21 protein-coding genes are annotated in these 24,120 nt (G+C 60.8%); 18 read left to right on the forward strand and 3 right to left on the reverse strand.

Features of this window, described 5'->3' with window-relative positions:
* Nucleotides 1–296: 296 nt before the first annotated feature.
* Together PHU01S_RS15835 and PHU01S_RS15840 are read left to right on the forward strand one after the other, a co-directional pair.
* Nucleotides 297–1,184 carry a glycosyltransferase family protein gene (locus PHU01S_RS15835; protein ID WP_048746427.1) on the forward strand — a complete coding sequence of 296 codons (888 nt, stop codon included), beginning with the start codon at nucleotides 297–299 and terminating at the stop codon, nucleotides 1,182–1,184.
* A gap of 13 nt (nucleotides 1,185–1,197) precedes the next feature.
* Entirely contained in the window at nucleotides 1,198–2,277 is a 1,080-nt protein-coding gene (locus tag PHU01S_RS15840) for a glycosyltransferase WbsX family protein (RefSeq protein ID WP_127508417.1), read from the forward strand.
* Here PHU01S_RS15840 and PHU01S_RS15845 read toward each other — a convergent pair.
* Nucleotides 2,272–2,670, reverse strand: coding sequence for a hypothetical protein (locus PHU01S_RS15845; RefSeq protein WP_021879375.1), 399 nt, complete (start codon nucleotides 2,668–2,670; stop codon nucleotides 2,272–2,274). The two genes, PHU01S_RS15840 and PHU01S_RS15845, sit on opposite strands and share 6 nt — an antisense overlap.
* A 246-nt stretch (nucleotides 2,671–2,916) precedes the next feature.
* Here PHU01S_RS15845 and pduL point away from each other — a divergent pair, with 246 nt between their 5' ends.
* The 3 genes from pduL (at nucleotide 2,917) to PHU01S_RS15860 (ending at nucleotide 5,305) form a co-directional block, all read left to right on the forward strand.
* Nucleotides 2,917–3,489, forward strand: a complete 573-nt coding sequence (pduL, locus tag PHU01S_RS15850) for a phosphate propanoyltransferase (protein WP_049867519.1) — start codon at nucleotides 2,917–2,919, stop codon at nucleotides 3,487–3,489.
* 135 nt (nucleotides 3,490–3,624) lie between these two features.
* Nucleotides 3,625–4,125, forward strand: a complete 501-nt coding sequence (locus PHU01S_RS15855; protein WP_048746421.1) for a YlbF/YmcA family competence regulator — start codon at nucleotides 3,625–3,627, stop codon at nucleotides 4,123–4,125.
* Nucleotides 4,126–4,141: 16 nt separating this feature from the next.
* On the forward strand, nucleotides 4,142–5,305 hold the full coding sequence (locus tag PHU01S_RS15860) for an iron-containing alcohol dehydrogenase (RefSeq protein WP_048746419.1): 1,164 nt from the start codon (nucleotides 4,142–4,144) through the stop codon (nucleotides 5,303–5,305).
* A gap of 85 nt (nucleotides 5,306–5,390) precedes the next feature.
* Here PHU01S_RS15860 and PHU01S_RS15865 read toward each other — a convergent pair whose 3' ends face one another.
* Nucleotides 5,391–6,008 (reverse strand): biotin transporter BioY, encoded by a 618-nt coding sequence (locus tag PHU01S_RS15865; RefSeq protein ID WP_232316814.1) that lies wholly within the window; start codon nucleotides 6,006–6,008, stop codon nucleotides 5,391–5,393.
* Between the two features lie 129 nt (nucleotides 6,009–6,137).
* Between PHU01S_RS15865 and PHU01S_RS15870 the strand changes: the two genes are divergently transcribed.
* The 11 genes from PHU01S_RS15870 (at nucleotide 6,138) to PHU01S_RS15920 (ending at nucleotide 19,351) form a co-directional block, all read left to right on the forward strand.
* On the forward strand, nucleotides 6,138–8,915 hold the full coding sequence (locus PHU01S_RS15870; RefSeq protein WP_127508420.1) for an ATP-binding cassette domain-containing protein: 2,778 nt from the start codon (nucleotides 6,138–6,140) through the stop codon (nucleotides 8,913–8,915).
* A 58-nt stretch (nucleotides 8,916–8,973) separates the two neighbouring features.
* A complete protein-coding gene (locus PHU01S_RS15875; protein WP_083436652.1) occupies nucleotides 8,974–10,284 on the forward strand; it encodes an MFS transporter in 1,311 nt (436 codons plus the stop codon).
* Nucleotides 10,285–10,547: 263 nt separating this feature from the next.
* Nucleotides 10,548–11,105 carry a signal peptidase I gene (lepB, locus tag PHU01S_RS15880; RefSeq protein WP_127508423.1) on the forward strand — a complete coding sequence of 186 codons (558 nt, stop codon included), beginning with the start codon at nucleotides 10,548–10,550 and terminating at the stop codon, nucleotides 11,103–11,105.
* Nucleotides 11,106–11,177: 72 nt separating this feature from the next.
* Nucleotides 11,178–12,155, forward strand: a complete 978-nt coding sequence (locus tag PHU01S_RS15885) for a DUF4184 family protein (protein WP_164763085.1) — start codon at nucleotides 11,178–11,180, stop codon at nucleotides 12,153–12,155.
* A gap of 182 nt (nucleotides 12,156–12,337) precedes the next feature.
* A complete protein-coding gene (locus PHU01S_RS15890) occupies nucleotides 12,338–13,798 on the forward strand; it encodes a sensor histidine kinase (protein ID WP_048749787.1) in 1,461 nt (486 codons plus the stop codon).
* Nucleotides 13,795–14,487 (forward strand): response regulator transcription factor, encoded by a 693-nt coding sequence (locus tag PHU01S_RS15895; RefSeq protein ID WP_021880049.1) that lies wholly within the window; start codon nucleotides 13,795–13,797, stop codon nucleotides 14,485–14,487. The genes PHU01S_RS15890 and PHU01S_RS15895 overlap by 4 nt, the downstream gene beginning before the upstream one ends.
* 61 nt (nucleotides 14,488–14,548) lie before the next feature.
* On the forward strand, nucleotides 14,549–17,746 hold the full coding sequence (locus PHU01S_RS15900) for an efflux RND transporter permease subunit (protein WP_127508430.1): 3,198 nt from the start codon (nucleotides 14,549–14,551) through the stop codon (nucleotides 17,744–17,746).
* A 118-nt stretch (nucleotides 17,747–17,864) separates the two neighbouring features.
* Entirely contained in the window at nucleotides 17,865–18,308 is a 444-nt protein-coding gene (locus tag PHU01S_RS15905; RefSeq protein WP_049867515.1) for a DUF3889 domain-containing protein, read from the forward strand.
* A 41-nt stretch (nucleotides 18,309–18,349) separates the two neighbouring features.
* On the forward strand, nucleotides 18,350–18,661 hold the full coding sequence (locus PHU01S_RS15910; RefSeq protein ID WP_021880052.1) for a YbjQ family protein: 312 nt from the start codon (nucleotides 18,350–18,352) through the stop codon (nucleotides 18,659–18,661).
* Nucleotides 18,661–19,053, forward strand: coding sequence for a DnaJ family domain-containing protein (locus PHU01S_RS15915; protein ID WP_048749978.1), 393 nt, complete (start codon nucleotides 18,661–18,663; stop codon nucleotides 19,051–19,053). Before PHU01S_RS15910 ends, PHU01S_RS15915 begins: the two co-directional genes overlap by 1 nt.
* A complete protein-coding gene (locus tag PHU01S_RS15920; RefSeq protein ID WP_049867514.1) occupies nucleotides 19,043–19,351 on the forward strand; it encodes a rhodanese-like domain-containing protein in 309 nt (102 codons plus the stop codon). Before PHU01S_RS15915 ends, PHU01S_RS15920 begins: the two co-directional genes overlap by 11 nt.
* Before the next feature lie 56 nt (nucleotides 19,352–19,407).
* On the opposite strand, the gene PHU01S_RS15925 is transcribed toward PHU01S_RS15920, so the two are convergent.
* Entirely contained in the window at nucleotides 19,408–20,841 is a 1,434-nt protein-coding gene (locus PHU01S_RS15925) for a sensor domain-containing diguanylate cyclase (protein WP_164763086.1), read from the reverse strand.
* Between the two features lie 206 nt (nucleotides 20,842–21,047).
* Between PHU01S_RS15925 and PHU01S_RS15930 the strand changes: the two genes are divergently transcribed.
* Nucleotides 21,048–23,297 carry a heavy metal translocating P-type ATPase gene (locus PHU01S_RS15930; protein WP_049867512.1) on the forward strand — a complete coding sequence of 750 codons (2,250 nt, stop codon included), beginning with the start codon at nucleotides 21,048–21,050 and terminating at the stop codon, nucleotides 23,295–23,297.
* A gap of 109 nt (nucleotides 23,298–23,406) precedes the next feature.
* Nucleotides 23,407–24,102 (forward strand): MOSC domain-containing protein, encoded by a 696-nt coding sequence (locus tag PHU01S_RS15935; RefSeq protein WP_048749738.1) that lies wholly within the window; start codon nucleotides 23,407–23,409, stop codon nucleotides 24,100–24,102.
* Nucleotides 24,103–24,120: the final 18 nt, after the last annotated feature.

Consider the following 24,120-nt stretch of genomic DNA (forward strand, 5'->3'; position numbering starts at 1 on the left):
ATGTAAAAAGGACGGTTGCCTGAAGCATGAAGCGATCCGGAAAAAAACGTTCCCTCAAAGCGGATGAACGGAGGCAAAGACAGCTTCAAAATCAGCTGATCCGAAAAACCGTCCGTCAAGTCATGAAGTCGATGAGGTCGAAGGCGCACGCATTTGCAGCCCCTGTCCGCCCAAGCCGGCTCCAGGGTTCAAGCCAGCTCCAGAGCCCAAGCCTGCTCCAAGGCCCAGCCCCGGTACAAGGCCCAAGCCTGACCCGATACCCGCGTTTTTCGATGTCCCCGCCGGATTATAAATCCATGAGAGTTCTCCTCGTGTCCATGCTGCCTGCCGACCTATGGAGGGTGGAGCCTCTGCTCGCCGAGCATGTGCGCCTGTTCGCCAAAGAAGTCATACCAATGAAATATTCTGAAAAGGATTTTTGCGCCCAAATCGTGGACTACCAGCCCGATGTGCTGATCATGGCCGGCAGCGAACAGACGCTCACTCCGCTAGCAGCGACTTTTTTGAGGGGAAGCGACATCAAGAAGGTATGGTGGATGACGTCAATCGAAGCCGCGAGTCACGCCGATCAAAGGCTGCTCCAGGCTTTCTCCGCAATCTTTGTCCCGCAGGTTGAAGATGCGGAGGCACTGTCCAGGCTTGGAACAAAAGCCGGGGTGCTTCCCTTTGGCGCGGATCCAGCGCGGTTTTACCAACGCCATGTGGACGAACGGCATGCATCCGGGCTGCTCCTGGTAGGTCAGTCAACGCCGGCAAGACGGCAATGCCTCTCCGCTATCCGCCAGGGTCCATTGGAAGGCGGCAGAATTCTCGCTATGGGCAAAGGCTGGGAAGGCTGTCCGGGCGTCGAAACCGCGGATTCCGGAGTTCCATCGGAGCTTTATTATAACGGAGCCGCCGCGGCAATCAACTGGGAGGAAGACACCGCAACGATGCTGGAGATGGCGGCTTGCGGCACGCCGCAATTCATCTGGCTTCCGGATGCCGCTTCTTCCGTGATGGCGCCCGGAGTAGACATGATTCCATTCGCCAAGGAGGAAGAGCTGCCGCGGCTGATCCATCATTACTGGCACAATCCCGACAAGAGACGAGCGGTAGCTACCGCTGCTCTGGAACGGAGCCGGTATGAATATTCGTATGTGCAAATATCCCTGAAGCTGCTCAAAGCCGCGTATCAGGCTTAGGAGGATCGTACAGGTGAAGCTGATTGCCTATCTGCTTCCTCAATTCCATCCTATTCCGGAGAACGACCGGAGCTGGGGAAAAGGGTTCACCGAATGGACCAATACGCGCAAAGCCAAACCGCTTTACGCCGGACATGAGCAACCCAGGGAGCCGCTGCATGATTATTATTATGACCTGACCTCCCCTGAAGCGAGGGAGTGGCAAGCTAGCCTGGCGGCGAGGTTCGGCATTTACGGCTTTTGCTATTATCATTACTGGTTCAAGGGGAAAAAGCTGCTGCAGCAGCCGATGGAAGAAATTTTATCGATGGGCACGCCGAATTTCCCTTTTTGCTTTTCCTGGGCGAACGAGTCCTGGACGAAGAAATGGGACGGCGGCGACAAGGATATCATCGTGGAGCAGCAATACGGGACCGAATCGGATTGGAAGGAACATTTCAACTATTTGTTGAACTTCTTTCTCGATCCGAGATATATCCGAATAGACGGCAAGCCGGTCTTTCTCATTTACCGTCCTGGAAATATGCCTTGCTGGGAGGAGATGCGCCGTTGCTGGAACCGGTGGGCAGAGGAAAGCGGGCTCCCAGGCTTGTACTGGATTCGTACGCTGGGCGGATTCCCGGTGCCGAAGCAGCACGGATTCGACGCCAGCGTCGAGTTCGAGCCCCATTATACCTTTGCCACCAGCCCGAACAACATCCAGTGGAGAAAATTCGACTTCAATAACGGCTATCATCATGTCTTCGACTACGACCAGGTCTGGAATCTGATCTTGAACAGGTCGCGCCTCAGGGAAGGGGAGCCGATCATGCCGGGAGCCTTCGTCGGATGGGACAACACGCCCCGCTTGAAGTCCGGAGGCCAAAGCTGCGTGGGCGGAAGTCCGGAGAAGTTCGGCTGGTACTTGAGTCGTCAGATCAGACGGGCTGCCGAAGTGTACAAGAGCGATTTCCTGTTCATCAATGCATGGAACGAATGGGCGGAGGGAACCTATCTGGAGCCGGATAAGCGCCATGGCGATCTCTATCTCCAGGAACTCCGCAAGGCGGCGGAGGAGGCGGGATCGCAGGGCAGCGGCCCGCGGATCTTATAACCGCTGAATTCCGAGCGCCGGCACGGCGCCCGATACGTCGACGAACAGGACATAGACGGATCCGTCCGATCCGGGAAGCACAAGGCCGGGCTGAGCTGCGGAGCCGGAGCTGTAATAGTTGACGGCCGTCGGGGAGGAAGCGATGCCTGGAGCGGAAGGAAGAGCATCGATGATGAGACGGCTGAATACCGACACCGTACCGCCGATCGCAGCGGATCCCTCTACATCCAAGTGGTTCAGGATGGTCTGGCTACCGTTGACTTGAAGGCCCTGGGCTATCGTCTGGTTGCCGTCTACCTGCAGGTCGTTCTGGACGGTCTGATTGCCGCCTACCAGCAGGGCGCCCTGCACGGTGCAGCTGCCGGTCACCTGGACGCTGTCAAACGTTGGCATCTGTCTTCACTCCTAATCTATCGGATGCTCTATTCTATGAATGGCCGTATAGATAGGATCGTGCCGTTCGCCCAATGTTGCGCAAATTGTAAAAAAGGTCATTCGACACGGCTTCCGCCGATCCGTATAATGAAATCAGCGACGTCAGGCATACGCTCCTTCGTGAGCCGTATGCCTTTTCGCTTGAGCTTGCCCCATGAGTGGTAACGCCCTATATAGAGAACCTCCGGAAAGGATGAGACGATCATGAGCAAAACCGTACCTGTAGGCGTCTCCGCGCGCCATATCCACTTATCCCAGGAGCATGTCGAGGCTTTGTTCGGCCAAGGCTACCAGCTCACCGAATTCAAGCCGCTGTCTCAGCCCGGCCAGTTCGCGGCCAACGAAACGGTCGCGGTCAGCGGCCCGAAGGGCTCGTTCCCGAAGGTCCGCATTTTGGGACCCGCCCGCAAGGCGACCCAGCTGGAAATTTCCCGTACGGATGCTTTTGCGACAGGAATCAAGGCTCCCGTGCGCGAGTCCGGAAACATCAGCGGCTCCGCCGGCGTGACGATTACCGGGCCTGCCGGTGAAGTGACAATCGAGGAAGGCGTCATCGTTGCGGCGCGCCACATCCACTTCCATACCGACGACGCCGAGAAATGGGGCATCCAGGACCAGCAGCAGCTGAAGGTGCGGGTAGGAGGAGAGCGGGGACTCGTGTTCGAAAACGTGATCGCCCGTGTATCTCCGAGCTTCGCCCTGGACATGCATATCGATACCGATGAAGCGAACGCAAGCGGCGCCCAGACAGGCGATGCCGCCGAAATCATCGGCTAGAAGGAAGAAGCTGCGGCTGCCCGTGAGGGCAGTCGTTTTTTAGTGCCGACTTTGGTATAATAAAACCTTGGAATAACCTGCACGGGGGACCATAATTCTCTGGCCGCAAGGCGGATGAGACAGGAGCGATTGGCAATGGCAGAGCAGAACAGCACCGCGCCTTCAATGGCGGGAGTCAAGCATTCCAGCATTCACGATCACGGGCCGAACTGCCCGGTTGAAGTGTACGATACCCGGGATTTGCTCGTACGGGACGATATCATGAACAAGGCCCGCGAATTGGCGGGATTGATTTATTCTTCGGAGGAAGTCCAGGTGTTCCGCCGCGCGGAGAAGCAGATCCAGGGCAACGACCGGGTCCAGTCTCTGATGGCCGGCCTCAAGAAGAAGCAAAAGGAGCTTGTCGCTTTCGAGCAGACGTTCAAGAATTCGACCATGGTCCAGAAGATCGAAACCGAAATGGATCAGCTGCAGGACGAGCTGGACGGGATTCCGATTGTCGGCGAATTCCAGCAAAGCCAGGCCGATATCAACTACCTGCTTCAGATGGTCGTATCGATCATCCAGGATACGGTTGCCGAGAAGATCGCCCTCGACGGCGCGAAGCCCGAGGATCCCGAAAGCTGCGACGAATAGAAAGGAGACGATATCAATGAGGAATTTTGTCTACCATAATCCCACCCGGCTGTACTTCGGAGAAGGCCAGCTCCAGCAGATGGCCAAGGAAGCGGCTCAATTGGGCCCTAACGTGCTTCTCGTCTATGGCGGAGGCAGCATCAAGAAAAACGGCCTGTACGACGAGATCATGACCGTGCTCGGCGAAGCCGGCTGCAAGGTCACCGAGCTTGCCGGAGTCGAGCCCAACCCGAGGCTGTCGACCGTCCACCGCGGTGCCGAGCTGTGCCGGACGAACGGCATCGACTGGGTGCTGGCAGCAGGCGGAGGCAGTACGCTGGATTGCGGCAAGGCGATCGCGGCCGCGGCCAAATACGACGGCAGCTTCTGGGATATCGTCAGCCGCAAGGCTCAAGTGCAGGACGCCCTGCCGCTAGGCACGGTTCTGACGCTTGCCGCTACCGGCTCGGAAATGAACAGCGGCTCCGTCATCACCAACGAGGAAACCGAGGAGAAGCACGGCTGGGGCAGCCCGCATGTGTTCCCCCGCTTCTCCGTGCTGGATCCGGCCTACACGGCTACGGCTCCCAAGGATCACACCGTATACGGCATCGTCGACATGATGTCCCATGTGTTCGAGCAGTATTTCCATCACGATCCGCTCACGCCGGTCCAGGACGGCTTCTGCGAATCCGTTCTGCGGGCTGTCGTGGGCACTGCTCCCAAGCTGGTCGGAGACCTCGGCAATCTGGAGCATCGGGCGACGATTCTATACAGCGGCACGATGGCTTTGAACGGCGTGCTCGGCATGGGTACGCTCGGAGACTGGGCGAACCATGACATGGAGCATGCGCTGTCTGCGGTTTACGACATTCCGCATGGCGGCGGGCTCGCCATTCTGTTCCCGAACTGGATGACCTATGTGCTGGACGACAACGTCGGCCGGTTCCGTCAGTTCGCCGTCAATGTGTTCGGCGTGGAGCCGGATGGCAGAAGCGACAAGGAGATCGCCGAAGAAGGCATCTCCAGGCTGCGGGAGTTCTGGACTTCCCTCGGAGCTCCGTCCAAGCTGGCCGATTACGGCATCGGAGAAGAGCGTCTGGAGGAAATGGCGGCCAAGGCGGCGCCAGGCCGTCAGATCGGCAACTTCCGCAAGCTGGACAAGCAGGACGTCCTGAATATTTACCGGTTGTCCCTTTAAGCCTATAAATGCAAAGAGCCGCGCTGGATGCGCGGCTCTTTGCATTTGTTCAGGTCCGGACGGCGGCTGCGGGATATGCCGGTCGTCAGGCCGCCTTGCCGGCTGAAAAGGCGCGGGAGCGGGACTTCAGCCGCATGACGGGCAAATAGGAGCGCAGAGCGACGGTAATAGCGGCAGCGGCGACATTTTTAAGCAGATCGGGCAGCAGGAACGGATAACAGCCGACCGCCATCGCTTTATCAAAAGAGAAGCCCGTGACATGCATCATCCATGGGATGCCGCCTACATAGACGAACAGCGAGCCGAACGTTTCCATGACGACGAGAATGAGCGCGAACGCTGCGACAGGATGGCGCCCCGCCTTGCTGCGAAGAATGGCCGTCACGAGCAGGCCGATGATCAGCGCCGAGATCGGAAAGAACCAGATGAAGCCGCCGGTAGGTCCGGTCATATGCGCCAGTCCCCCTTGCGCCCGGTACAGGGGCAAGCCCGCCAGGGCGAGCAGGTTGACGAGCAGGATGCTCAGAAAGCCGTCCTTGCCTCCGAGGAACGCGCCGATGAGGGCGACGGCCATCGTCTGCAGGGTGAACGGAACGAGCGAGGACACTCCGGTGCTGATGGTGATGGAATTGAACACGACGAACAGGGCTCCGAACAGGGCGATGAATACGGCCCGACGCAGCGATTGGGATGACGACATCATAAACATTTCACTCCTCAAATCGGTGGAATCAAGTTATAATGTTAACCATGAACGAAGCGCAGAAGGTTAACAAAACGGATTTTAGCACAGCTTGCCTTCGTTGGGAAGGGAAATTTGGGAAGGCGGGAAATGATGAGCAGGGCATCCGAAGAAATGGCCGTGCCGGCAGAGGCCGGCAAACGGGAACCGGAGAGGGTTCATCGAGAGCAGACAGCCGGGCTCTTGAGAGAAGGCGATGGAAGGAGCGAAACGCTCCAGGGCGCAGAAGGGAGAACGCTCCTGTCTGTCGCCGATCTCGTCGTCTACCCCGAGGCTCCCGAGCAGCGGGAGCCGCTCCTGCAAGGCATTACGATGAAGATCAGGCAAGGGGAATGGGTACATATCGTAGGGGCCAACGGAAGCGGAAAATCGACCTTGCTGCGCACCCTCGCCGGCCTCGGCAGAAACCCGCAGGCGGAGCAGAGCATCACCCGCATGCTGCCTTCGCCGTTTGATGCCAGGCCGCTGCCCGTCGTCCTCCAGCAGCCAGATGCCGCCATAACGGGCTCCACGCCATGGGAAGACCTCGTCATGGCTCTGGAATATGCAGGAATGAACGGTGCCGATATCATTCCGAGGGCGGAGGAGGCGCTGGCCGAGCTTGGCCTGTCCGCCTTGATGCACGCTCCCGTGTCCACCCTCTCGGGAGGGCAGAAGCAGCTGCTCGCGGCAGCCGGAGCGCTTGCAGCCGGATCCCCGGCCATGCTGTTCGACGAAGCGGCATCGATGCTGGACAACGACTCGGCCCGCCTGCTGATGAAGCATGCCCGCGCCATGCAGCGGCGAGGCATCGCGATCGTATGGGTGACGCAGAACATGGACGAGCTCGAAGCCGGAGACCGGGTTTTTGCGCTCAAGGACGGACGAATGGTATGGGAAGGAAGCTCGGAACGCTTTTTCAGTCCGCTCGCTTCCGGGGAACCGCCTTGTCGTCTTGCGGGTCTGGAAGCTCCTTTCGCCGCGCGGACGGCCATGGAATTGAACGCGCTCGGCTTCGGCATGGGCGTCATGCCGTTGAACGCGGAAGAGCTCGCGGAACGGTGGAGCACGCATGGAACGGCTTCTCATGCCTTCCGAGCTGCTCCCCCTGCCGTCTCCCCGGAGATTTTTTCCTCGCTGGAACAGCTGAAGCCGCGGTCCGTTCCCCGGGACTTGATTCTCAGCGAAGCCGTTCCGAGAATTGCCGGAGCGGACGGAAGCCGCAGCTTCTCGGCCTGTTTTCGCGGAGGCAGGCTGACGCTGCTGGTCGGAGGCAACGGTTCGGGCAAATCGACGCTGCTGGAAACCTCCGGAGGTGTCAGGCCGCTGGCGTCAGGGGTCGTTCAGCTCGGAGAAGAGCCGCTCTGGAGCGGCCGGCGTCCGAACCGCGACGTCCTGCTGTCGCTCGGGATTGCCCTCCAGCAGGCCGAGACGCAGTGGTTCGCCAAAAGCGTGGTGGAGGAGCTTCATTATTCCGCGAAGCCCTACAGGCTTGCCGGAGAGGAAAGGAGCTCGAGGATCAGGGAAGCGATGGAGGCGGCCGGTCTGGACATGGAGCTGCTGGAGAGGGATCCTTGGACTCTCAGCGGCGGGCAGCAGCGTAGGCTGGCGCTCGCCTGCATTGTTGCAGGAAGGCCGGAGTGGCTGCTGCTGGACGAGCCATCGGCCGGGCTGGATGCCGAGGGCACGGAGCGGCTGTGCTCCATCCTGCAGGCGCACCGCGCCGCAGGAGGCGGCGCCGTCGTTGCCGCCCACAGCCTCGACGCGCTGCTGCCGATCGCGGACGAGGTCGCCATCATGGACGGCGGCGTTGTCTGCGAGGTCATGGAGGCATCCCGCTATGCCCGGTCGATCGCCCGGGAAGCCGGAGCTCCGCAGGCTTTGCAGGCGGCCGCCTGCTTCGGGCTGCTGGAAGCCGACGCCGTTCCCTGGCTCAGCCCGTCGGAGCTGGCCGGCCGGCTTGCTTCCGACAATCCTGCAGTTGCTCCGGGGAGAGCTTCCGAGCGGAAGAGAGAGAGCAGGCAAGGTACAGATTTGTCGGGCACTCGGGAAGATCAAGCGGGAGATCAAGCCGCGGGATGTAACGGCGATCGGGAAGAGGCCGGGAAAAAAGCTCAAACCGAGATTCGGAAAGCGGATCAAGAGAGGAAAGGCAAGGACTTAGGGAAAAGGATTGATCCGCGCGCTCTCATCGCCTCCTATCTGATGGTCGCCGCAGGCGTCCTTTCCCAGAAAAGCTGGCTTGGAATCGGGGTGTCCCTGGCAATTGCGCTGGCCATCCTAGTTCCGCTGCGTTCCTCGCTCCGAATCTACGCGGGAGCCGTGAAAGGGTACGGAGTGTTCGTGCTGACGCTGGCAGCCGTCGCGGGCATCGGCCTCGCGCCGCTTCAATTCCAATGGGAGCCTGCAGCGGACATGCTGCTGAGAATGCTGCGGCTCATGCTGGTCATGCTGCTCGGCTTGCCGCTGCTGGCCCTGCTGCCGCCGTTCCGGCTGCAGAAGGCCGCGGACCAGCTGCTGGCTCCGCTGGCCAAGGCCGGCTTGCCTGCAGCCCGGATCACCCTTCCGATCAGCCTGCTGTTCCGTTTCATTCCGATGCTGGCCGAGGAATGGCAGCGCTATGCGCTGATCGGGGCCGCCAGAGGGAAGTTCGCAAGCCGTCCCGGCCGCGTGCCTCCTTCCATGCTGTACCGGGCAGCCGTGCCGTACATGCTGTCGGTCCTCAGGCTTGGGGACAGAGCTGCGGATGCGCTGGAGGCCAAAGGGTTCGGGGCGGGAGACGGCATCAAAAGATCCGCCTTCAAGCTGCGGCTGTCGATGCGGGACGCACTGGCATTGGCGGCTGGCGCCGTCCTGTGGGGGGGACTCCGTTTCATCGCCCGGATATAGGAAAAACGCCTCTAAAAGGGGTGTACACCCGACCACAGATCGCGGATAATGGAGCATAATGGCAGAGGCGCTTCATCGCCTCCGTCCGGCATCCGAGAGAGAAGCGAAGGTGTGCATCGTGGAAGAAAAAGGGCGAAGTTCAAGAGCCCGCCTATTGAAGTTCGGCATGGTCATGAGTCCGCGCGTCTGGCTGAATGCCCGGATCGACCTTACCGCAGCCTGCCTGTTCAGCCTGTTCAATGTCGTCATGAACCAGTTTTACCTGCTGTTCGCCCTCAAGCAGGGAGCATCCGATCTTCAAGCCGGCTTGCTGGCCGCCGCTCCGGCGATCGGTCTAGTGTTCTCCCCGTTATGGGCTTCCCTCGTCGAGAGAAGCGGCCGGCCGATGCCTTTCGTCGTGCTGCCCAACCTGATCGGCAGGCTGCTGCTGTTTCTTCCTGCCTTGTTCCCGGAGCCCGGCGTATACGTCGCGGCGGCTGTGATCTTCCAGCTGCTCATGGGCATCCAGGCGCCGGCCTACGCCTCCCTCATCTCGCAGGTCTATCCTTCCGAGCTGAGAGGCCGGCTGATGGGGTACGTCCGAATGGCTGCAGGCGCGGTCACCATTCCGCTGGCCTATCTCGTCGGCATCTGGGCGGATGCGTCGGGGCCAGCCGGCCCGCTTATGGCCGCTTCCGTCATGGGCGTATCGTCCATCCTGCTCTTCAAGACGATGAAGCTGCGCAAGCAGCCTCCAAGAGCGGTGCCTACGGCGCGCTTCAGCTTCCGCTCCCAGTGGGATCTTGTGCGCTCGAACCGTCCGCTGGCCGTATTCCTGCTCGCGACGACGTTTGCCGGCTTCGGCAACATGCTGGCCAATCCGCTGTACCAGATCGTGCAGGTTCAGGTGCTGAATCTGACGAGCACCGAAGCGGGCTATGCGCGGGTCGCGTATTTTGCAGCGCTGCTGCTCACCTATTTGATCGCCGGCCGGGTGCTGGACCGGTTCGATATCCGCCACACGCTGTTATGCGGCATATGCGCATACGCGGTCGTTCCGATGCTTTACGGCTTATGGGGCACGTACGAGGCGGTCATCGTCGGCAACGCCGTGCAGGGAATCGGGGAAGCGATCTGGGATATCGGCATTCTCGCTTTCGTGTTCCGGCTGGCTCCCGGACGCGAAGGAACCGTATTCGGCCTCCATCTCATGCTGTTCGGCATCCGGGGGTCGATCGGACCGCTGCTCGGCACCGCCTTCTCGGGCCAGCTCACGCTCATGCTGCTGATCGCTTCCGCATGCGGATGGATCGGCACGCTGCTCTTCTTTGCCGGCAGCCGCGACAAGGCCGGTCCGGGTTTGCCGCTCTCCGCCAGCCTCCGCGGCTGAATGGCGGATGGCCTCAAGGCCGATCGGCCGCTTCATTCCGTTGTTCCGCCGCGCGCTGACGCGGCTTTTTTTATCGGACAAAAAGCCGGATTCCGTCAGACGGCCATCTTGTTCCCGATCCATGCCTTCGATTCAGAGGCCGGGGAACGGGCCGTCCGTCCTGATCGAAGAAACTTTCGGGGCCGCCCTGTCGTCAATGAATCAGATTCTATCGCTTGCCGCCAGCCTGCGGGCATAACGGCAAGCCCGGAAGGAGAACCGATATGCCTGATGTTCCGTCCGTTCCCCAGGGCGATCTGCGGCCGCCCGGCAAGCGCCGGCGCGTGGCCGAGATGCTCCTGACGCTCCTGACGGCAGCTCTTGCCTCGCTGCTGCTCCAGCAGTTCGCTTTTGCGCAGACCGAAGTGCGCAACATCAGCATGCAGACGACTCTTACGGAAGGCGAAAGGCTGGTCGAGAACAAGCTGGCCTATGTGTTCGGGAACCCCCAGCGAGGGGATATCGTCATCATCTATGGACCGGAAAGCCCGCTCAGGCTCGTGAAAAGGGTAATCGGACTGCCCGGCGACCGTCTTGATTTCCGGGATGGAACCGTCTATCTCAACGAGGACGCGCTGACGGAGCCTTACGCCAAGGGGGCGACCTTCCCGGAAGGCCTGAGGCTTCCGTTCACGGTGCCGGAAGGGACGGTATTCGTCATGGGAGACAATCGCGAGCATAGCGAGGACAGCAGGGATCTGGGGCCGATCCGCATGAGCAGCCTGGAGGGCAAGATCGTATTCCGGCTGTGGCCGCTCGGCAAGGCAGGACCTTTGGACTGAAGCCTGAGCCGTTGCTTGTCAAAAAGGAAAGAGGAGCAATGTTTCATCCGCTATCACCGAAGGGAGGCGCTCATGCCGTTCACTTTTTCCCATCCGCTCTACGCCGCGCCGCTGCGCCGGCTTGCGCCCGCCTTGAGCTTGAGCGGGCTCGTTCTCGGCAGCATGATTCCGGACATGGAATATTTCATCGCCATGAACTCCTACCGGAGCATCGGACATTCGCTGACCGGATTCATTGGGATGGGCATACCGTTGAGCCTGGCTTTCTTATCGGCTTGGGAGAACATCCTGAAGCCTGTCCTGCCGAAGCTTCTGCCGTCGCTGGGCGGCGTCGACCGATATGCCGAAACGCTGCTTGGACGCCGTGACAACACGCCGGCAAGCGCCGCGGGCTGGGCGCTCCTTCTTGTCTCCCTGTTCATCGGCTTCTGGTCGCATCTCTTCGTCGACGGGATGACGCATACGAACGGATGGCTGGTAGCGAGGCATCACTCGCTGTACCGGATCGAAGCGGGGCTTCCCTTGTATAAATGGCTGCAGTACGGGCTGTCCTTGCTCGGCTTGCTGCTGCCCGGCGTTTGGCTGCTCGGGGATTACATCCGCTGGTACATGAAGGAAGGGCGCCGCCGCAAGAGAAGCAAGCCGGCTCCGAAATGGGGGGCGGCAGCGGCCGCCGCCTCCGCCGGATTTCTGCTCCTGGCAGGCAAGATTCTCTTCGAGCCGAACGCCGACAATATTGTTCTGTGGCTCGTAGCCGGCTGTTCCGCGGCGCTCTTCGGCTGGTTCGTCGCGGGAGTGCTGTCTGCCGGAGCGCAAAGGAAGCGCCTGCCAGCCGCCATGATGGGGCTGCTGCTGCTGGCTGTCTTGATTGCCGCCTTCAAGGGCTATCGGATGGCCGCGGAGTTGAGTTACGGCATCCAGGGGCAAGGCACGGCCGCTTGGCTGCTGTACATTTGGCTATTCTCCCTGGGGGTATGGCTGCTGTCCAGAATCGGAGGGAGCGGCATGGCCCGCGCCGATCACAGCGGCGGCATCCGCATGTTTCGATAGGCCATGAAATGAATTCGCCGGGAGCTGCTCCCGGCTTTTTGCGGTTCTATTCTTCGTTCATAATGGGATGTATCCAAGCCATAGTTTATAATTTTGTAAGAAATGGTACCCTAATGGTTTAGATCTATCCTTTAGAATGGACATTGAAGCTGCCGCAGACGGCGCTCGGAGGGAGGAGCACCATGTCGATCCGTTTCAAGCTGCTGCTGTCCTACATCGCCATGGCTGCCGTTCCTCTCGTGCTGGTGACTGCGGCCATGTCATTCATGGTGTATATGATGGGCTACCAGGATATGCGGGATTTCTTTGAAAAGAACCGGGACAAGGAGTACGGGCAAGCCGTCCAGTTCGGCGAGCTGTGGTATGTGCTCCAGCATGATTCCGGCAAGCTGCTGGACGATGCCTATCTCAAGCAGATCGACAGCCGGATGAACGAGGTCCGCAGCGGCTTCGTCCTGGAGAAGGACGGAGCCATCGCTTATTCCTCGTCGCTTGCCTTGGACAGCGGGCAGCCGGAGAAGCTGCTCAGCCAGAAAGGCAATATTCGCGATCCTTTAACGATCGGTTCTTTCAGCTATGAAGTGTTCCATGCCGGGTTCACTTATCCGGACGGAACTCCCGGCAAGGCGGCGATGTTCAGGCTCAGCGAAGCCATACCGGTCTATCTGAGGCCGCTGATCACGATGCTGCTGCTGCTGGCCGTCGGCCTGATGAGCGCCTTTATGGCGCTGATCGTATCCCGCTCCATCACCAGGCCGCTGTCGCGGCTCAAAAATGCGGCTTTGTCGCTCAAGGAAGGTAATCTGGAGCCTGTTCCGCTGCCGTCCGGCAATAACGAAATCGGCCAGGTCGGGACTGCTTTCGAGGAGATGCGAAGCCGCCTGAAGCTGACGATCGAGCAGATGCAGCAGTATGAGGAGAACCGCAAGATGCTGCTGTCCCACATCTCCCATGATCTCAAGACCCCGATTACGGCCGTCAGAGGGTATGTGGAGGGAATGCTCGACGGAGTCGCCGACACGCCGGAGAAGCAGGAGAGATATCTCCGGACCGTATTCCGCAAAGCGAAGGATATGGACAGGCTGATCGACGAGCTCTTCCTCTACTCCAAGCTGGATCTGCACAAGGAGGAATTTCTGTTCCGGCGAATCGACCTCAAGGCTTTTCTGCGGCATTACCTGGAGGAAAAAAGCTTCGAGCTCGAGAAATCGGGCATCCTGCTCTCGGCCCATATCGGCGGCGGGCCCAGTCCGATGCATGCGATGGCCGATCCGGAAAAGCTCGGCAGAGCGCTGGACAATATGCTGGACAACAGCGCCAAGTACATGTCGCTGGCAAGCTCGGATGAGCGAAAGGTCGTCTTGAGGCTCGAAGCGGCTGCTGAGGCTGCCGAAATCATTATCGAGGATACCGGACCCGGAATCGACGAGGAGGCGCTGCCCTTCGTGTTCGACCGCTTCTACCGCGCGGAGATGTCCCGCAATCCGGAAACGGGCGGCAGCGGCCTCGGGCTCGCTATCGTCAGGCAGATCGCAGAAGGACACGGAGGCTCCGTAGCGGCGCGCAACAGGGCGGAGGGAGGAGCGGCGTTCATGATGCGGCTGCCTCTGGAAACCGCCGGTCCCAAGGAGGCGAAACCATGAAACGCGTGTTGATCATCGAAGACGAAAGCTCCATTGCGGAATTGCAGCGCGATTATTTGGAGAGCCACGGATTCGAGGCGGATATCGAGCAGCGGGGAGACACCGGTCTCGCACGCGCGCTCCAGCATCCCTACGATCTCGTCATTTTGGACCTGATGCTTCCGTTTGCGGACGGGTTCGAAATATGCCGCCGGCTGCGCAAGGAAAAGGATGTCCCTATCCTCATGATTTCCGCCAAGAAAGAGGATATTGATAAAATCCGCGGCCTCGGGCTCGGAGCGGACGATTATATGACCAAGCCGTTCAGCCCCGGCGAAATGGTGGCAAGGGTGCAGGCCCATCTGTCCCGCTACGACCGGCTGACCGGCAAGGCGACGGCCGCCGAGGGAGAGAGGCTGCGCATCCGCGGGCTGCTCATCGACAAGTCCGCCCGCCAGGTGTTCGTCAATGGAGAAGAGGCGGCTCTGACGAACAAGGAATATGAGCTGCTCCTGCTGCTCGCTTCCCATCCGGGCCGGGTATTCGGCAAGGAGGAGCTGTTCGAGAGAGTCTGGGGCCTTGACTCCATCGGGGACATCGCCACCTTGACGGTGCATGTCCGCAGGCTGCGGGAGAAGATCGAGGAGGTCCCCTCCGAGCCCAAATTCATCGAGACGGTGTGGGGCATCGGCTACAGGCTGAGGGCGTAACGCGGCTGGCTGCCGCTGTACCGCATAGAGAGAAATCATACGATAGAGGAGTGAAGTCAGGTTGAAGAGCATAATCCGATTTTCGATCAACAACAAATTCGCGCTGTGGCTGATGACGCTGATCGTGGTGTTCGGCGGGGTCTACGCCGGGACCAACATGAAGATGGAGACGCTGCCCGACATTACGGTGCCGATCGTCAGCGTTACGACGGTCTATCCGGGCGCCTCGCCGGAGGAAGTGCTTGAATCCGTTACGAAACCGGTCGAGCAGGCGACCCGCAATCTCGATGGAGTGAAGGAGGTCAGCTCCACTTCCTACGAGAACGCTTCTTCCATCGTCATCGAGTACGGTTTCGGCAAAGACATGGAGAAGGCGCAGCAGGAAGTGCGCGAGGCTCTGGGCAGCCTGAAGCTCAAGGACGGCGTCCAGGATCCTTCCGTATCGAGGCTGAGCCTCAATGCATTCCCTGTGACATCCCTCAGCATCTCGAGCAGCAAAGAAAATCTGGCCGCGCTGACCAAAACGGTCGAGGACGATATCGTTCCGGAGCTCAAAGGCTTGGAAGGCGTCGCCTCCGTCCAAATCTCCGGCCAGCATGTCGAAGACGCGGAGCTCAGCTATAAAACGGAGGAGCTGGCCAAGTACGGCCTGACGCCGGAATCGGTCCAGAATGCAATCAAAGCGGCTGCCGTGAACGTTCCGCTCGGCATCTTCACCTTCGGCAGCTCGGAGAAGTCGATCGTCGTCGACGGCCAGATCATGACGGCGGACGATCTCTTGAACATCGAAATTCCGTTGATTCCTTCGGCAGCCGGTGCAGGAGCCGGTGCAGGAGCCGGTGCAGGTGCAGGAGCTGGCGCCGCAGCCGGCGGCGCGGGCCAAGCCGTACCGGACCTAGGCGCCGGAGCTTCCCAAGGCGGAGCGGCTGCGGCGGGCGGCATCACGCTGCCGACCGTCAAGCTGAGCCAGGTGGCCGACGTCGCCGTTACGGGCAAGGCCGACTCCATTTCCCGGACGAACGGCAAGGACAGCATCGGGGTGTCCATCGTCAAAGCGGCCGATGCCAATACGGTCGACGTCACGGATGCCGTCAAATCCAAGATGGATGAGCTGACGGCCAAATACGACGGAATCACGTCCACGGTAACGCTCGACCAGGGCAAGCCGATCAAGGACTCGGTGGAGACGATGCTCACGAAAGCCATTCTCGGTGCGGCATTCGCGATCCTCATCATTCTGCTCTTCCTGCGCGACATCCGTTCGACGATCATCTCGGTCGTCTCGATCCCGCTGTCGCTGCTGATCGCCGTGCTCGTGCTGCAGGAGTTCGACATCACGCTGAACATCATGACTCTCGGCGCCATGACCGTGGCGATCGGGCGGGTCGTGGACGATTCCATCGTCGTCATCGAAAACATATACCGGCGGATGGCGATGTCCAGCGAGAAGCTGACCGGCCGGGAGCTGATCATCTCAGCGACCCGGGAAATGTTCGTCCCGATCGCAGCGTCCACGATCGTGACGATCGCCGTTTTCCTTCCGCTAGGATTCGTATCGGGCATGATCGGCGAAATTTTCCTGCCGTTCGCCCTTACGATGGTATTCTCTCTGCTCGCGTCTCTGGTCGTCGCGGTGACCGTCGTTCCGATGCTGGCCCATATGATGTTCCGCAATGGACTCAAGGGCACGAAGCATGAGGACAAGCCGAGCCGTCTGGCCAACGGATACAAGCGTGTCCTGCGCTGGTGCCTGGACCATAAAGGACTGTCGTTCGGCGCTGCCGTATTGCTTCTCGTAGGCAGCTTGTTCCTGACGCCCCTTATCGGAGTCAGCTTCATCTCGAGCGGCGGCGACAACTCCATGATCGTTACCTACAATCCGGCTCCGGGAGAAACGGCCGAGGATGTGGAAGGGTACGCGACGGCAGCGGAGAAGGAGATCATGGGCCGCGAAGGCGTCGAGATCGTCCAATATTCCATCGGCGGCAGCAACCCGTTCAGCCCGGGCGCTTCCAAGCAAGCGCTGTTCAATATCCGCTACAACAGCGACTTCAAGCATTTTGAGGACGAAAAGAAAGCCGTCGTCGAGCTGCTGCAGAAAAACACGAGCAAAGGCGAGTGGAAGCAGCAGGACTTCGGAGGCGGCGGCCTCGGGGGCAGCAGCCTGACGGTCACGGCCTACGGACCGGACATGAAGGAGCTGGAGCCGGTCGTCACCGAGATCAGCGACAAGCTGAAGTCGGTCGCCAACCTGTCGAACGTGGACACGAGCCTATCGAAAACGTATGAGCAGTACCGCATCGCCGCCGATACCAAGAAGCTGAGCCAGCACGGCCTGTCCGCCGGCCAGCTTGCGATGGCGCTCAGTCCGGTGCGCGAGCAGCCGGTCTTGACGACCATCGAGAAGGATGGCGAGAAGCTCGACGTGCATGTCAAAACCGAGGTCAAATCCTATGCGGACAAAGCAGCGCTTGAAAACGCCTTGATTCCGACTCCGCTGGGAGGCGCCGTCAGGCTCGGCGACGTCGCGACGATCGAGGAAGGCACCACGCCGAATACGGTCACCCGCAAAGGCGACCGCATCTACGCCAGCGTCACCGCCGATGTCACCTCATCCGACATCAGCAAAGCTTCCAAGGATGTGCAGAAGGTCATCGACGAGCTCAAGCTTCCTTCCAATGTCGACGTCGAGATGGGCGGAGTCACCGAGGACATCGGAGAATCCTTCAAGCAGCTCGGACTTGCGATCGCCGTTGCGGTCGCCGTCGTCTACCTCGTCCTCGTCATTACATTCGGCGGCGCGCTGACGCCGCTGACGATTCTGTTCTCGCTTCCGTTCACCGTCATCGGCGCCTTGGTGGGACTGCTCGTCGCCAAGGAAACGATCAGCGTCACGGCGCTGATCGGCATGCTCATGCTGATCGGCATCGTCGTCACCAATGCGATCGTGCTGATCGACCGCGTCATCCATATGGAACGCGAAGGAATGAGCGTGCGCGACGCGCTGCTTGAAGCAGGCGGAACAAGGCTGCGTCCGATTCTGATGACCGCTATCGCTACGGTCGGAGCATTGCTGCCGCTGGCGTTCGGCTTCGAATCCGGCGCGCTGATCTCCAAAGGGCTCGGCGTCACCGTCATCGGCGGCCTGACAAGCTCCACGCTGCTGACGCTGATCATCGTTCCAGTCGTCTACGAGTTCCTGAACCGCAGGCGCGCCAAGCGCCAGCGCAGCGGCTCGCTGGAGACGGCGGCCGAATAAAGCTTCTCCCGAATCCTGCCTTCCATGGGCAGGATTCTTTTTTTTGGATATCGCATGCAGGCGGCGGCGACACTAACGGAGGAGCTTTTCATCGGACGCATAAGGAGGATATACAAGCATGGGAATTCCAAGGGATCGACATAAGCAGAAGCGGACAGGCGGGCGGCTGCTCCTTGCATTCCCGATCCTGGCGCTGGCCTGGATGCCGGCGGCGGGAGAGGGGACGGCATGCGCCCGATCCCAGGGGACGTCCAGGGAGGCGCATCCCTTCGTCCAGCCGTCGTCTGCGGCCGTAATTGCCGGCGTGCTGACGCCTTCCCATTCGCCGCCTGCCTATGCCCGCTGGGGCAGGCTCGCCGTCGAGCGCACCAGGGAGAAGTACGCCGCCGGCATTGCCGACTACCGGTATGAAGGCCATTTCGAGCGGGGAGGGGAGCTGGAGGAGTACCGCTTCAAGCTCGTCCTGCAGCCTCGTCCCGGCCTGCCCGCAGCCGTCAGGGTGTCGGTAACGGTTGCCGGCGGCGTCCTCGCAGGGGTAAAATGGGAAGAGACCGGCTTATGAGCCCGCTTGCAGCACCTAATTCCGAATAAGGGGATGACGATATGCTGATCACGACGACACCGACGATTGAAGGAAGACCGATTCAAGAATATACCGGAATCGTAAATGGAGAAGCCATCATGGGAGCGAACGTAGTCCGGGATTTTCTCGCATCCATCACCGATGTCGTGGGAGGGCGCTCCGGCGCCTACGAGGGCAAGCTGAAGCAGGCGCGAGACATCGCCATCGAGGAGATGCGCCAGCAGGCGGCGAGGCTCGGAGCCAACGCCATCGTAGGCGTCGATCTCGACTACGAAGTCGTCCGCGACGGCATGCTGATGGTCACCTGCAGCGGAACGGCCGTCAGGATCTGATGAGCTTCCTGCACTGGCTGGCCGACGAGAAGATCAAGCTCGCCATCAAGGACGGCGAATTCGACGACCTCAAGGGGCTAGGCAAGCCTCTCGACCTGGATGACCTCTCCCACGTTCCGGAAGAGCTCCGAGCTGCCTATCGGATGTTGAAAAATGCCGGCATCGTGCCCGAAGAGGTGCAGCTGAACAAGGATATCGCGACACTCGGCAGTCTGCTTGCGATGTGCGGCAGCGACGAGGAGCGGACGAGCCTGCAGAAGGAGCTCTCCGCCAAGCGGCTGCGGCTGCAGTCGCTCACGGGGTCGAGAGGATGGGACCACCTGCAGGCCTATGCCGACTACAAGGACAAAATTCAAGCGAGACTGGAAGGGGAACAGCGGAATGAGCGCTGAGATCACGACGGAGGAACTGCAGCATCTGCTGGAGACGGGGGAAACCCCGCGCCTGTTCGATGTGCGCGAGGATGACGAATGGGAAGCGGGACATATTCCGCAGGCGCGGCATGTCGCGCTCTCCCGCCTGCCGGACAGCCTCGGCGAGCTTGACGGGGAAGGACCGCTTCTGCTGATCTGCCGCAGCGGCGGACGCAGCGGCCGGGCATGTCAATACTTGCAGGCGCTCGGCTACGATGTCGTCAACGTGCAGGGCGGGATGCTGGCCTGGAACGGAAGCATCGTCCAAGGCGGATAGAAACCGATGAAAAAGGCCTTTCCCGGTCGCCGGGAAAGGCCTTTTTTTCTTTGGTATCATTCCTCTTCCGCAGCGGCTGCGCGATTGCGGCCTGCGGCCTTGGATTTGTACAGGGCCCTGTCCGCACGGGAAATCATCTCCTCGCGGCTCCAAGCTTCTCCGCGTTGGTTCGTGGAGCTACCGATGCTTGCGGTGACGCGGGGAGCGGCGAGAGACGTTTCATGAGGGATATCCGCGGCCTGGATGGCCTCCAGAATCGCATGCGCCATGCCGAGAGCTTCCGCTCGGTCGGCGAATGGAAGCAGGACGGCGAATTCCTCGCCTCCGTACCTTGCGGCGACACCTTTGCCGTCCTGGAGGCAGCCGTCGATCAGCTGGGCGACCTTCTTCAGGACAAGATCTCCCTTCTGATGGCCGTATCGGTCGTTGTACAGCTTGAAGAAATCGATATCCAGCAGCAGCAGCGAGAACGGATGCCCCTTGAGGCTGGATTCCTCGAGCATGCCTTCGAGCAGCTCGTCGAATCTGCGGCGGTTCGAGATACCCGTCAGTCCGTCCAGGTTGGTGAGCTGCGTCAGCTGCTCGTTCATGGCGCGAAGCTCTTCCCGGGATTCGACCAGGTCCTTCTGCTGCTTGACGAGCCGGACATAGAGGCGGTTGACCTCGTAGATGATGGCGCAAATGAGGACGAAGGCGGACACGAGCGAGTTGAATCTGGACATGTACCAGCCGAACGTATACCTGGAGCCGGCGGGCAAGGAGACGACGATGTCCATCAGAAACGCCAGGAGGGCGACGCTCAGCCAGAGGCTGAGGACGGTTTTTCCTTTTTTCATCCCTACGAGCATGACCAGAGCGACGAAGTTCAGCCCGAGCATGAGCGGCTTGATGACAGCGTTCGTGAGATGATTGAACTTGTCCTGCTCCACGAGCACCGGCAGGCTGTCATGGGCTGATGTCGTTACGACAGCGGCGGCCGCGACGAGGATGAGAATGCCGCAGGTCAGCATGAAAGCCCACAGCGCATTGCGGCTGAATTCGACGGGCCGCTTCTCCCAGCGGTCGGCGAGCAGATAGGAGATGATGCCGGCAGGAAAGCCTGCATGCCAGCATACCCACAGCCAGGAAGAAGTCTGGGAACCGGCGGACAGCATTCCCTTTTCCGTGAAGACGCCGGGATAGGTCAGGATATAGGGAATCATGATGAGGGCCGTGAACAGGTACGTGCAGGCCAGAATAAGAATCGAGAGGTTGCCGATGGCCCTGTACTGGCTGTAGAGCAGATGGGCGGTGAGCAGGTCTCCGAACAGGAACCAGGCGATGAAGGCGGGCAGGAAGGGCTTGACGACCGACAAGGAGAGGTCGCCGAAGGGAAGTGCTGCCGTCGAGATGAGAAGCAGCAGCAAAGTCGCCGAAATCGCAGCCGCGTATTGTCTGCGGGTGGTGGCGATCGTCAGCACTTGATTGGAATAGGGAAGCTGTTCGTTCATTGTCTTACTCCTCGAGGCTCGCTCATCCGGGTTGAATGGGGGCGCGTATATGGACTTCTGCATGGAATTCGCAAGCAGAGCTAGAACCTATATCGGCAGCAGCCTCGCAAATACTGAATCGGAATGGAATGAAGGACCGGCGGCAGCCATATAGTTGATAGGGACGGTTCTATGAATCTAGCTATCGGCAAGGGAGGAGCGCCGGGATGAACGAATTAACGACGGCTGCGCTGGACCTCGGCATCCAGGGCATGAGCTGCACCGCCTGCGCGGCAAGGATCGAGCGGGCGCTGGCCAAGATGGAAGGAGTGACGGAAGCTTCCGTCAGCTATGCATCCCGGATGGCCTGGATCCGGTATGAGGCCGGCAGGCAGCAGCCGGATGCCATCAAAGAAAGAGTCCGCCAGCTTGGCTTCGCAACATCCGAGCCGGGCGACCGGACAAGCCATATGAAGGAAATGACCGAATTGCGGAACCGCTCGGTGCTGTCGCTGCTGCTGTCCATTCCGCTCTTATGGGCGATGGTATCGCATTACAGCTGGCTGAAAGGCGTTCCGGTTCCGGCGCTGGTGAGCCATGCATGGGTCCAGCTTGCTTTGGCGACCATCATCCAGCTATGGATCGGGCTTCCTTTTTACCTCAACGCCTGGAGCGCGCTCCGCGAACGGACGGCCAATATGGACGTTCTGGTCGTGATCGGGACGTCGTCGGCGTATCTGTACAGCCACTATATCGTCTTTAGCCAGGGAATCCATGGCGCTGCCAGCTCAGGCGGAGGGCATGGAGCCCTGCTGCCCGTTTACTTCGACACCGGGGCCATCGTCATTACGGCGGTGCTGTTGGGCAAATACATGGAATCCCGCTCCAGCGCCAGGGCGCTTCGCGAAAGCGACGGATATGCCAAGCTGGCCTCGCGGGACGTTACGGTCCAAAGAGCGGATGAAATCAGCCGCATTCCGGCCGAAAGCGTCCGCGACGGGGATATCGTGCTTGTCGGTCCCGGCGAATTGATTCCGGTGGACGGCATCGTAACCGGCGGCCAATCGGAAGCGGACGAGTCGCTGCTCACGGGGGAGAGCCGCCCGGTGCCCAAGCTTCCGGGAAGCCTCGTATGGGCAGGCACGTTCAATCGCGGCGATACGCTGCGGATCCGGACGGAGAAGACCGGAGAAGGCACGATGCTCAGCCGGATCGGCGCGCTGCTCCGCCAAGCCCAGGCAGCGAAGACGGGAATTCAGAAGAAGGTGGACGCCTGGTCGGCCCGGTTCGTTCCCGTCATGCTTCTGCTTGCCGCGCTCACGTTCGCAGGCTGGCTTCTCTCCGGAAGCAGCGACAGCCTGCGCAGCGCGATGCTGAGCTCGCTGTCGGTGCTGCTCGTAGCCTGTCCTTGCGCGCTTGGACTCGCGACGCCGATCTCTCTGGTCATCGCATCCGGCAAGCTGGCCCGCCAAGGGATCGTGCTGAAGGAGGCGGGAGCGCTGGAACGGCTGGCCCAGCTGGATACCGTCCTGCTGGACAAGACCGGCACGCTTACGGAAGGGCGTCCCGGCGTGACGGCCGTCCACGCTCCCGCTTCCGGATTCGGCCCGGCTGCCGTGCTGCGCCTGGCCGCCGCGGCAGAAGGAGACTCGCGGCATCCTTATGCCCTATCCATCCGCGGGGAAGCGCGCAAGCGGGGGATCGTCATTCCGGCCGTGGAGCAGGCTCTCGAATGGCCCGGGTTCGGGGCGGCGGCGACATGTTCGGAAGGACGGGCCGCCATCGGGGGCAGGCAGCTCGCAGCGCAGGAGCGATGGAAGGGCATGGGGGAAGCCGCCTCGTTCGCCCAGGCGCGCGAGGAGTCCGGAGAGACGGTGCTGTTCGTCTCGCTGGACGGCGCATGCATCGGGGCCATCGCGCTCGGCGACCGGCTCCGTCCATCCTCGGCGCGTGCCGTCGAAGCGCTGCGGCAGGAAGGTCTGGAGCTGGTGCTCGCTACCGGAGACAGCCCGGGTCCCGCCGCCGCCGCCGCGCGCGAAGCCGGCATCCGCAAGGTGAAGTCCGGCATGCTTCCGGAAGGCAAGCTGGAGCTGATCCGCTCGCTCCAGAAGCAGGGACGCGTCGTGGCCATGGCGGGCGACGGCTGGAACGATGCTCCGGCCCTGGCAGCCTCCGACGCCGGATTCGCCATGGGCGACGGCACGGACGCCGCTCTTGACGCCGGGCATATTACGCTGCTGAGGCCGAGTTTGACCGGCATTCGGGACGCCATCGGAGTCAGCCGGCTGACGGTGCGCAATATCCGGCAGAATCTGGCGTTCGCGTTTCTCTACAATGCCGTCATGGTCCCCGTGGCTGCGCTCGGCCTGCTGGAGCCGTGGATGGCCGGCGCCGCGATGGCGCTCAGCTCGGTGACCGTCGTCGCCAATTCGCTGCGGCTGTCTGGAGGCATCCGCCGGCTGCTGTCGAACCGCTGAGGCGGAGGAGGCCGATTGGACCCTGACTTTCAGGGGTAATATCATTCGGTTTGGAGCAGGCACGTCCGTCCAGCGATATACAACTCCCTTTTGGGAAGGAGGAAGCGGCATGGAAAAAGAGCACGAGGCGGGATATCTCATCTCCATCCAGACAGGCCGGCCGCAGCGTCTCGATTTCAAAGGGCGCTCGGTCTTATCCGCCATCAACAAGACGCCGCGCTCCGGCCCGGTGACGGTTCGCTTCCGCCAAGTCGACGGCGACTCCCAGGCGGAGCCTTCCGTCCACGGAGGTCCGGACAAGGCGGTGCTCATGTTCTCGGCCGACCGTTATCCGTATTGGGAAGAGAAGCTCGGAATCGAACGCAGGCCGGGACTGTTCGGAGAGAATTTGACCGTGGCCGGCCTGCATGAAGAAATCGTGTGCATCGGGGACAAGCTGCGCATCGGAGCCGCCCTGCTGGAGGTGACGGAGCCCCGCCAGCCCTGCTACAAGCTGGGAGCGTGGCTGAAGCAGCCCAAGCTTCCTCTATGGGTGAAGGAAACCGGGTATGGGGGGTATTACCTGCGGGTGCTGGAAGAAGGCGCGGTCGAGGCCGGCAACGCGGTCGAGCTGCAGCGGCATCCGCTGCAGGTGACGGTGAAGGAAGCGTTCGATGTTTTCTACGACCGTTCTCCGGACTGGAGCGCCAAGGCGGAGCGGGTGCTTGCCGTGGAAGCTCTCGGATCGGATTGGCGGCAGGCTCTGCGGAAGCGGTTTGAAAAAGGGGCTGTCGTCCTGCCTGTGGAGCTTCCGGAGCAGGCTTAGCGAACGATTCGCCGCATG

It is taken from the genome of Paenibacillus humicus NBRC 102415, from assembly GCF_004000905.1.
In the GTDB taxonomy this organism is placed as follows: domain Bacteria; phylum Bacillota; class Bacilli; order Paenibacillales; family Paenibacillaceae; genus Paenibacillus_O; species Paenibacillus_O humicus.

Bases quoted from the DNA above. Each gene is read 5' to 3' on its own strand.
- PHU01S_RS15835 (WP_048746427.1), top strand. From the start codon at position 297: ATGAGAGTTCTCCTCGTGTCCATGCTGCCTGCCGACCTATGGAGGGTG.
- PHU01S_RS15845 (WP_021879375.1), bottom strand. From the start codon at position 2,670: ATGCCAACGTTTGACAGCGTCCAGGTGACCGGCAGCTGCACCGTGCAG.
- pduL (WP_049867519.1), top strand. From the start codon at position 2,917: ATGAGCAAAACCGTACCTGTAGGCGTCTCCGCGCGCCATATCCACTTA.
- PHU01S_RS15855 (WP_048746421.1), top strand. From the start codon at position 3,625: ATGGCAGAGCAGAACAGCACCGCGCCTTCAATGGCGGGAGTCAAGCAT.
- PHU01S_RS15860 (WP_048746419.1), top strand. From the start codon at position 4,142: ATGAGGAATTTTGTCTACCATAATCCCACCCGGCTGTACTTCGGAGAA.
- PHU01S_RS15865 (WP_232316814.1), bottom strand. From the start codon at position 6,008: ATGATGTCGTCATCCCAATCGCTGCGTCGGGCCGTATTCATCGCCCTG.
- PHU01S_RS15870 (WP_127508420.1), top strand. From the start codon at position 6,138: ATGATGAGCAGGGCATCCGAAGAAATGGCCGTGCCGGCAGAGGCCGGC.
- PHU01S_RS15875 (WP_083436652.1), top strand. From the start codon at position 8,974: ATGGCAGAGGCGCTTCATCGCCTCCGTCCGGCATCCGAGAGAGAAGCG.
- lepB (WP_127508423.1), top strand. From the start codon at position 10,548: ATGCCTGATGTTCCGTCCGTTCCCCAGGGCGATCTGCGGCCGCCCGGC.
- PHU01S_RS15885 (WP_164763085.1), top strand. From the start codon at position 11,178: ATGCCGTTCACTTTTTCCCATCCGCTCTACGCCGCGCCGCTGCGCCGG.
- PHU01S_RS15890 (WP_048749787.1), top strand. From the start codon at position 12,338: ATGTCGATCCGTTTCAAGCTGCTGCTGTCCTACATCGCCATGGCTGCC.
- PHU01S_RS15895 (WP_021880049.1), top strand. From the start codon at position 13,795: ATGAAACGCGTGTTGATCATCGAAGACGAAAGCTCCATTGCGGAATTG.
- PHU01S_RS15905 (WP_049867515.1), top strand. From the start codon at position 17,865: ATGGGAATTCCAAGGGATCGACATAAGCAGAAGCGGACAGGCGGGCGG.
- PHU01S_RS15910 (WP_021880052.1), top strand. From the start codon at position 18,350: ATGCTGATCACGACGACACCGACGATTGAAGGAAGACCGATTCAAGAA.
- PHU01S_RS15915 (WP_048749978.1), top strand. From the start codon at position 18,661: ATGAGCTTCCTGCACTGGCTGGCCGACGAGAAGATCAAGCTCGCCATC.
- PHU01S_RS15920 (WP_049867514.1), top strand. From the start codon at position 19,043: ATGAGCGCTGAGATCACGACGGAGGAACTGCAGCATCTGCTGGAGACG.
- PHU01S_RS15925 (WP_164763086.1), bottom strand. From the start codon at position 20,841: ATGAACGAACAGCTTCCCTATTCCAATCAAGTGCTGACGATCGCCACC.
- PHU01S_RS15930 (WP_049867512.1), top strand. From the start codon at position 21,048: ATGAACGAATTAACGACGGCTGCGCTGGACCTCGGCATCCAGGGCATG.
- PHU01S_RS15935 (WP_048749738.1), top strand. From the start codon at position 23,407: ATGGAAAAAGAGCACGAGGCGGGATATCTCATCTCCATCCAGACAGGC.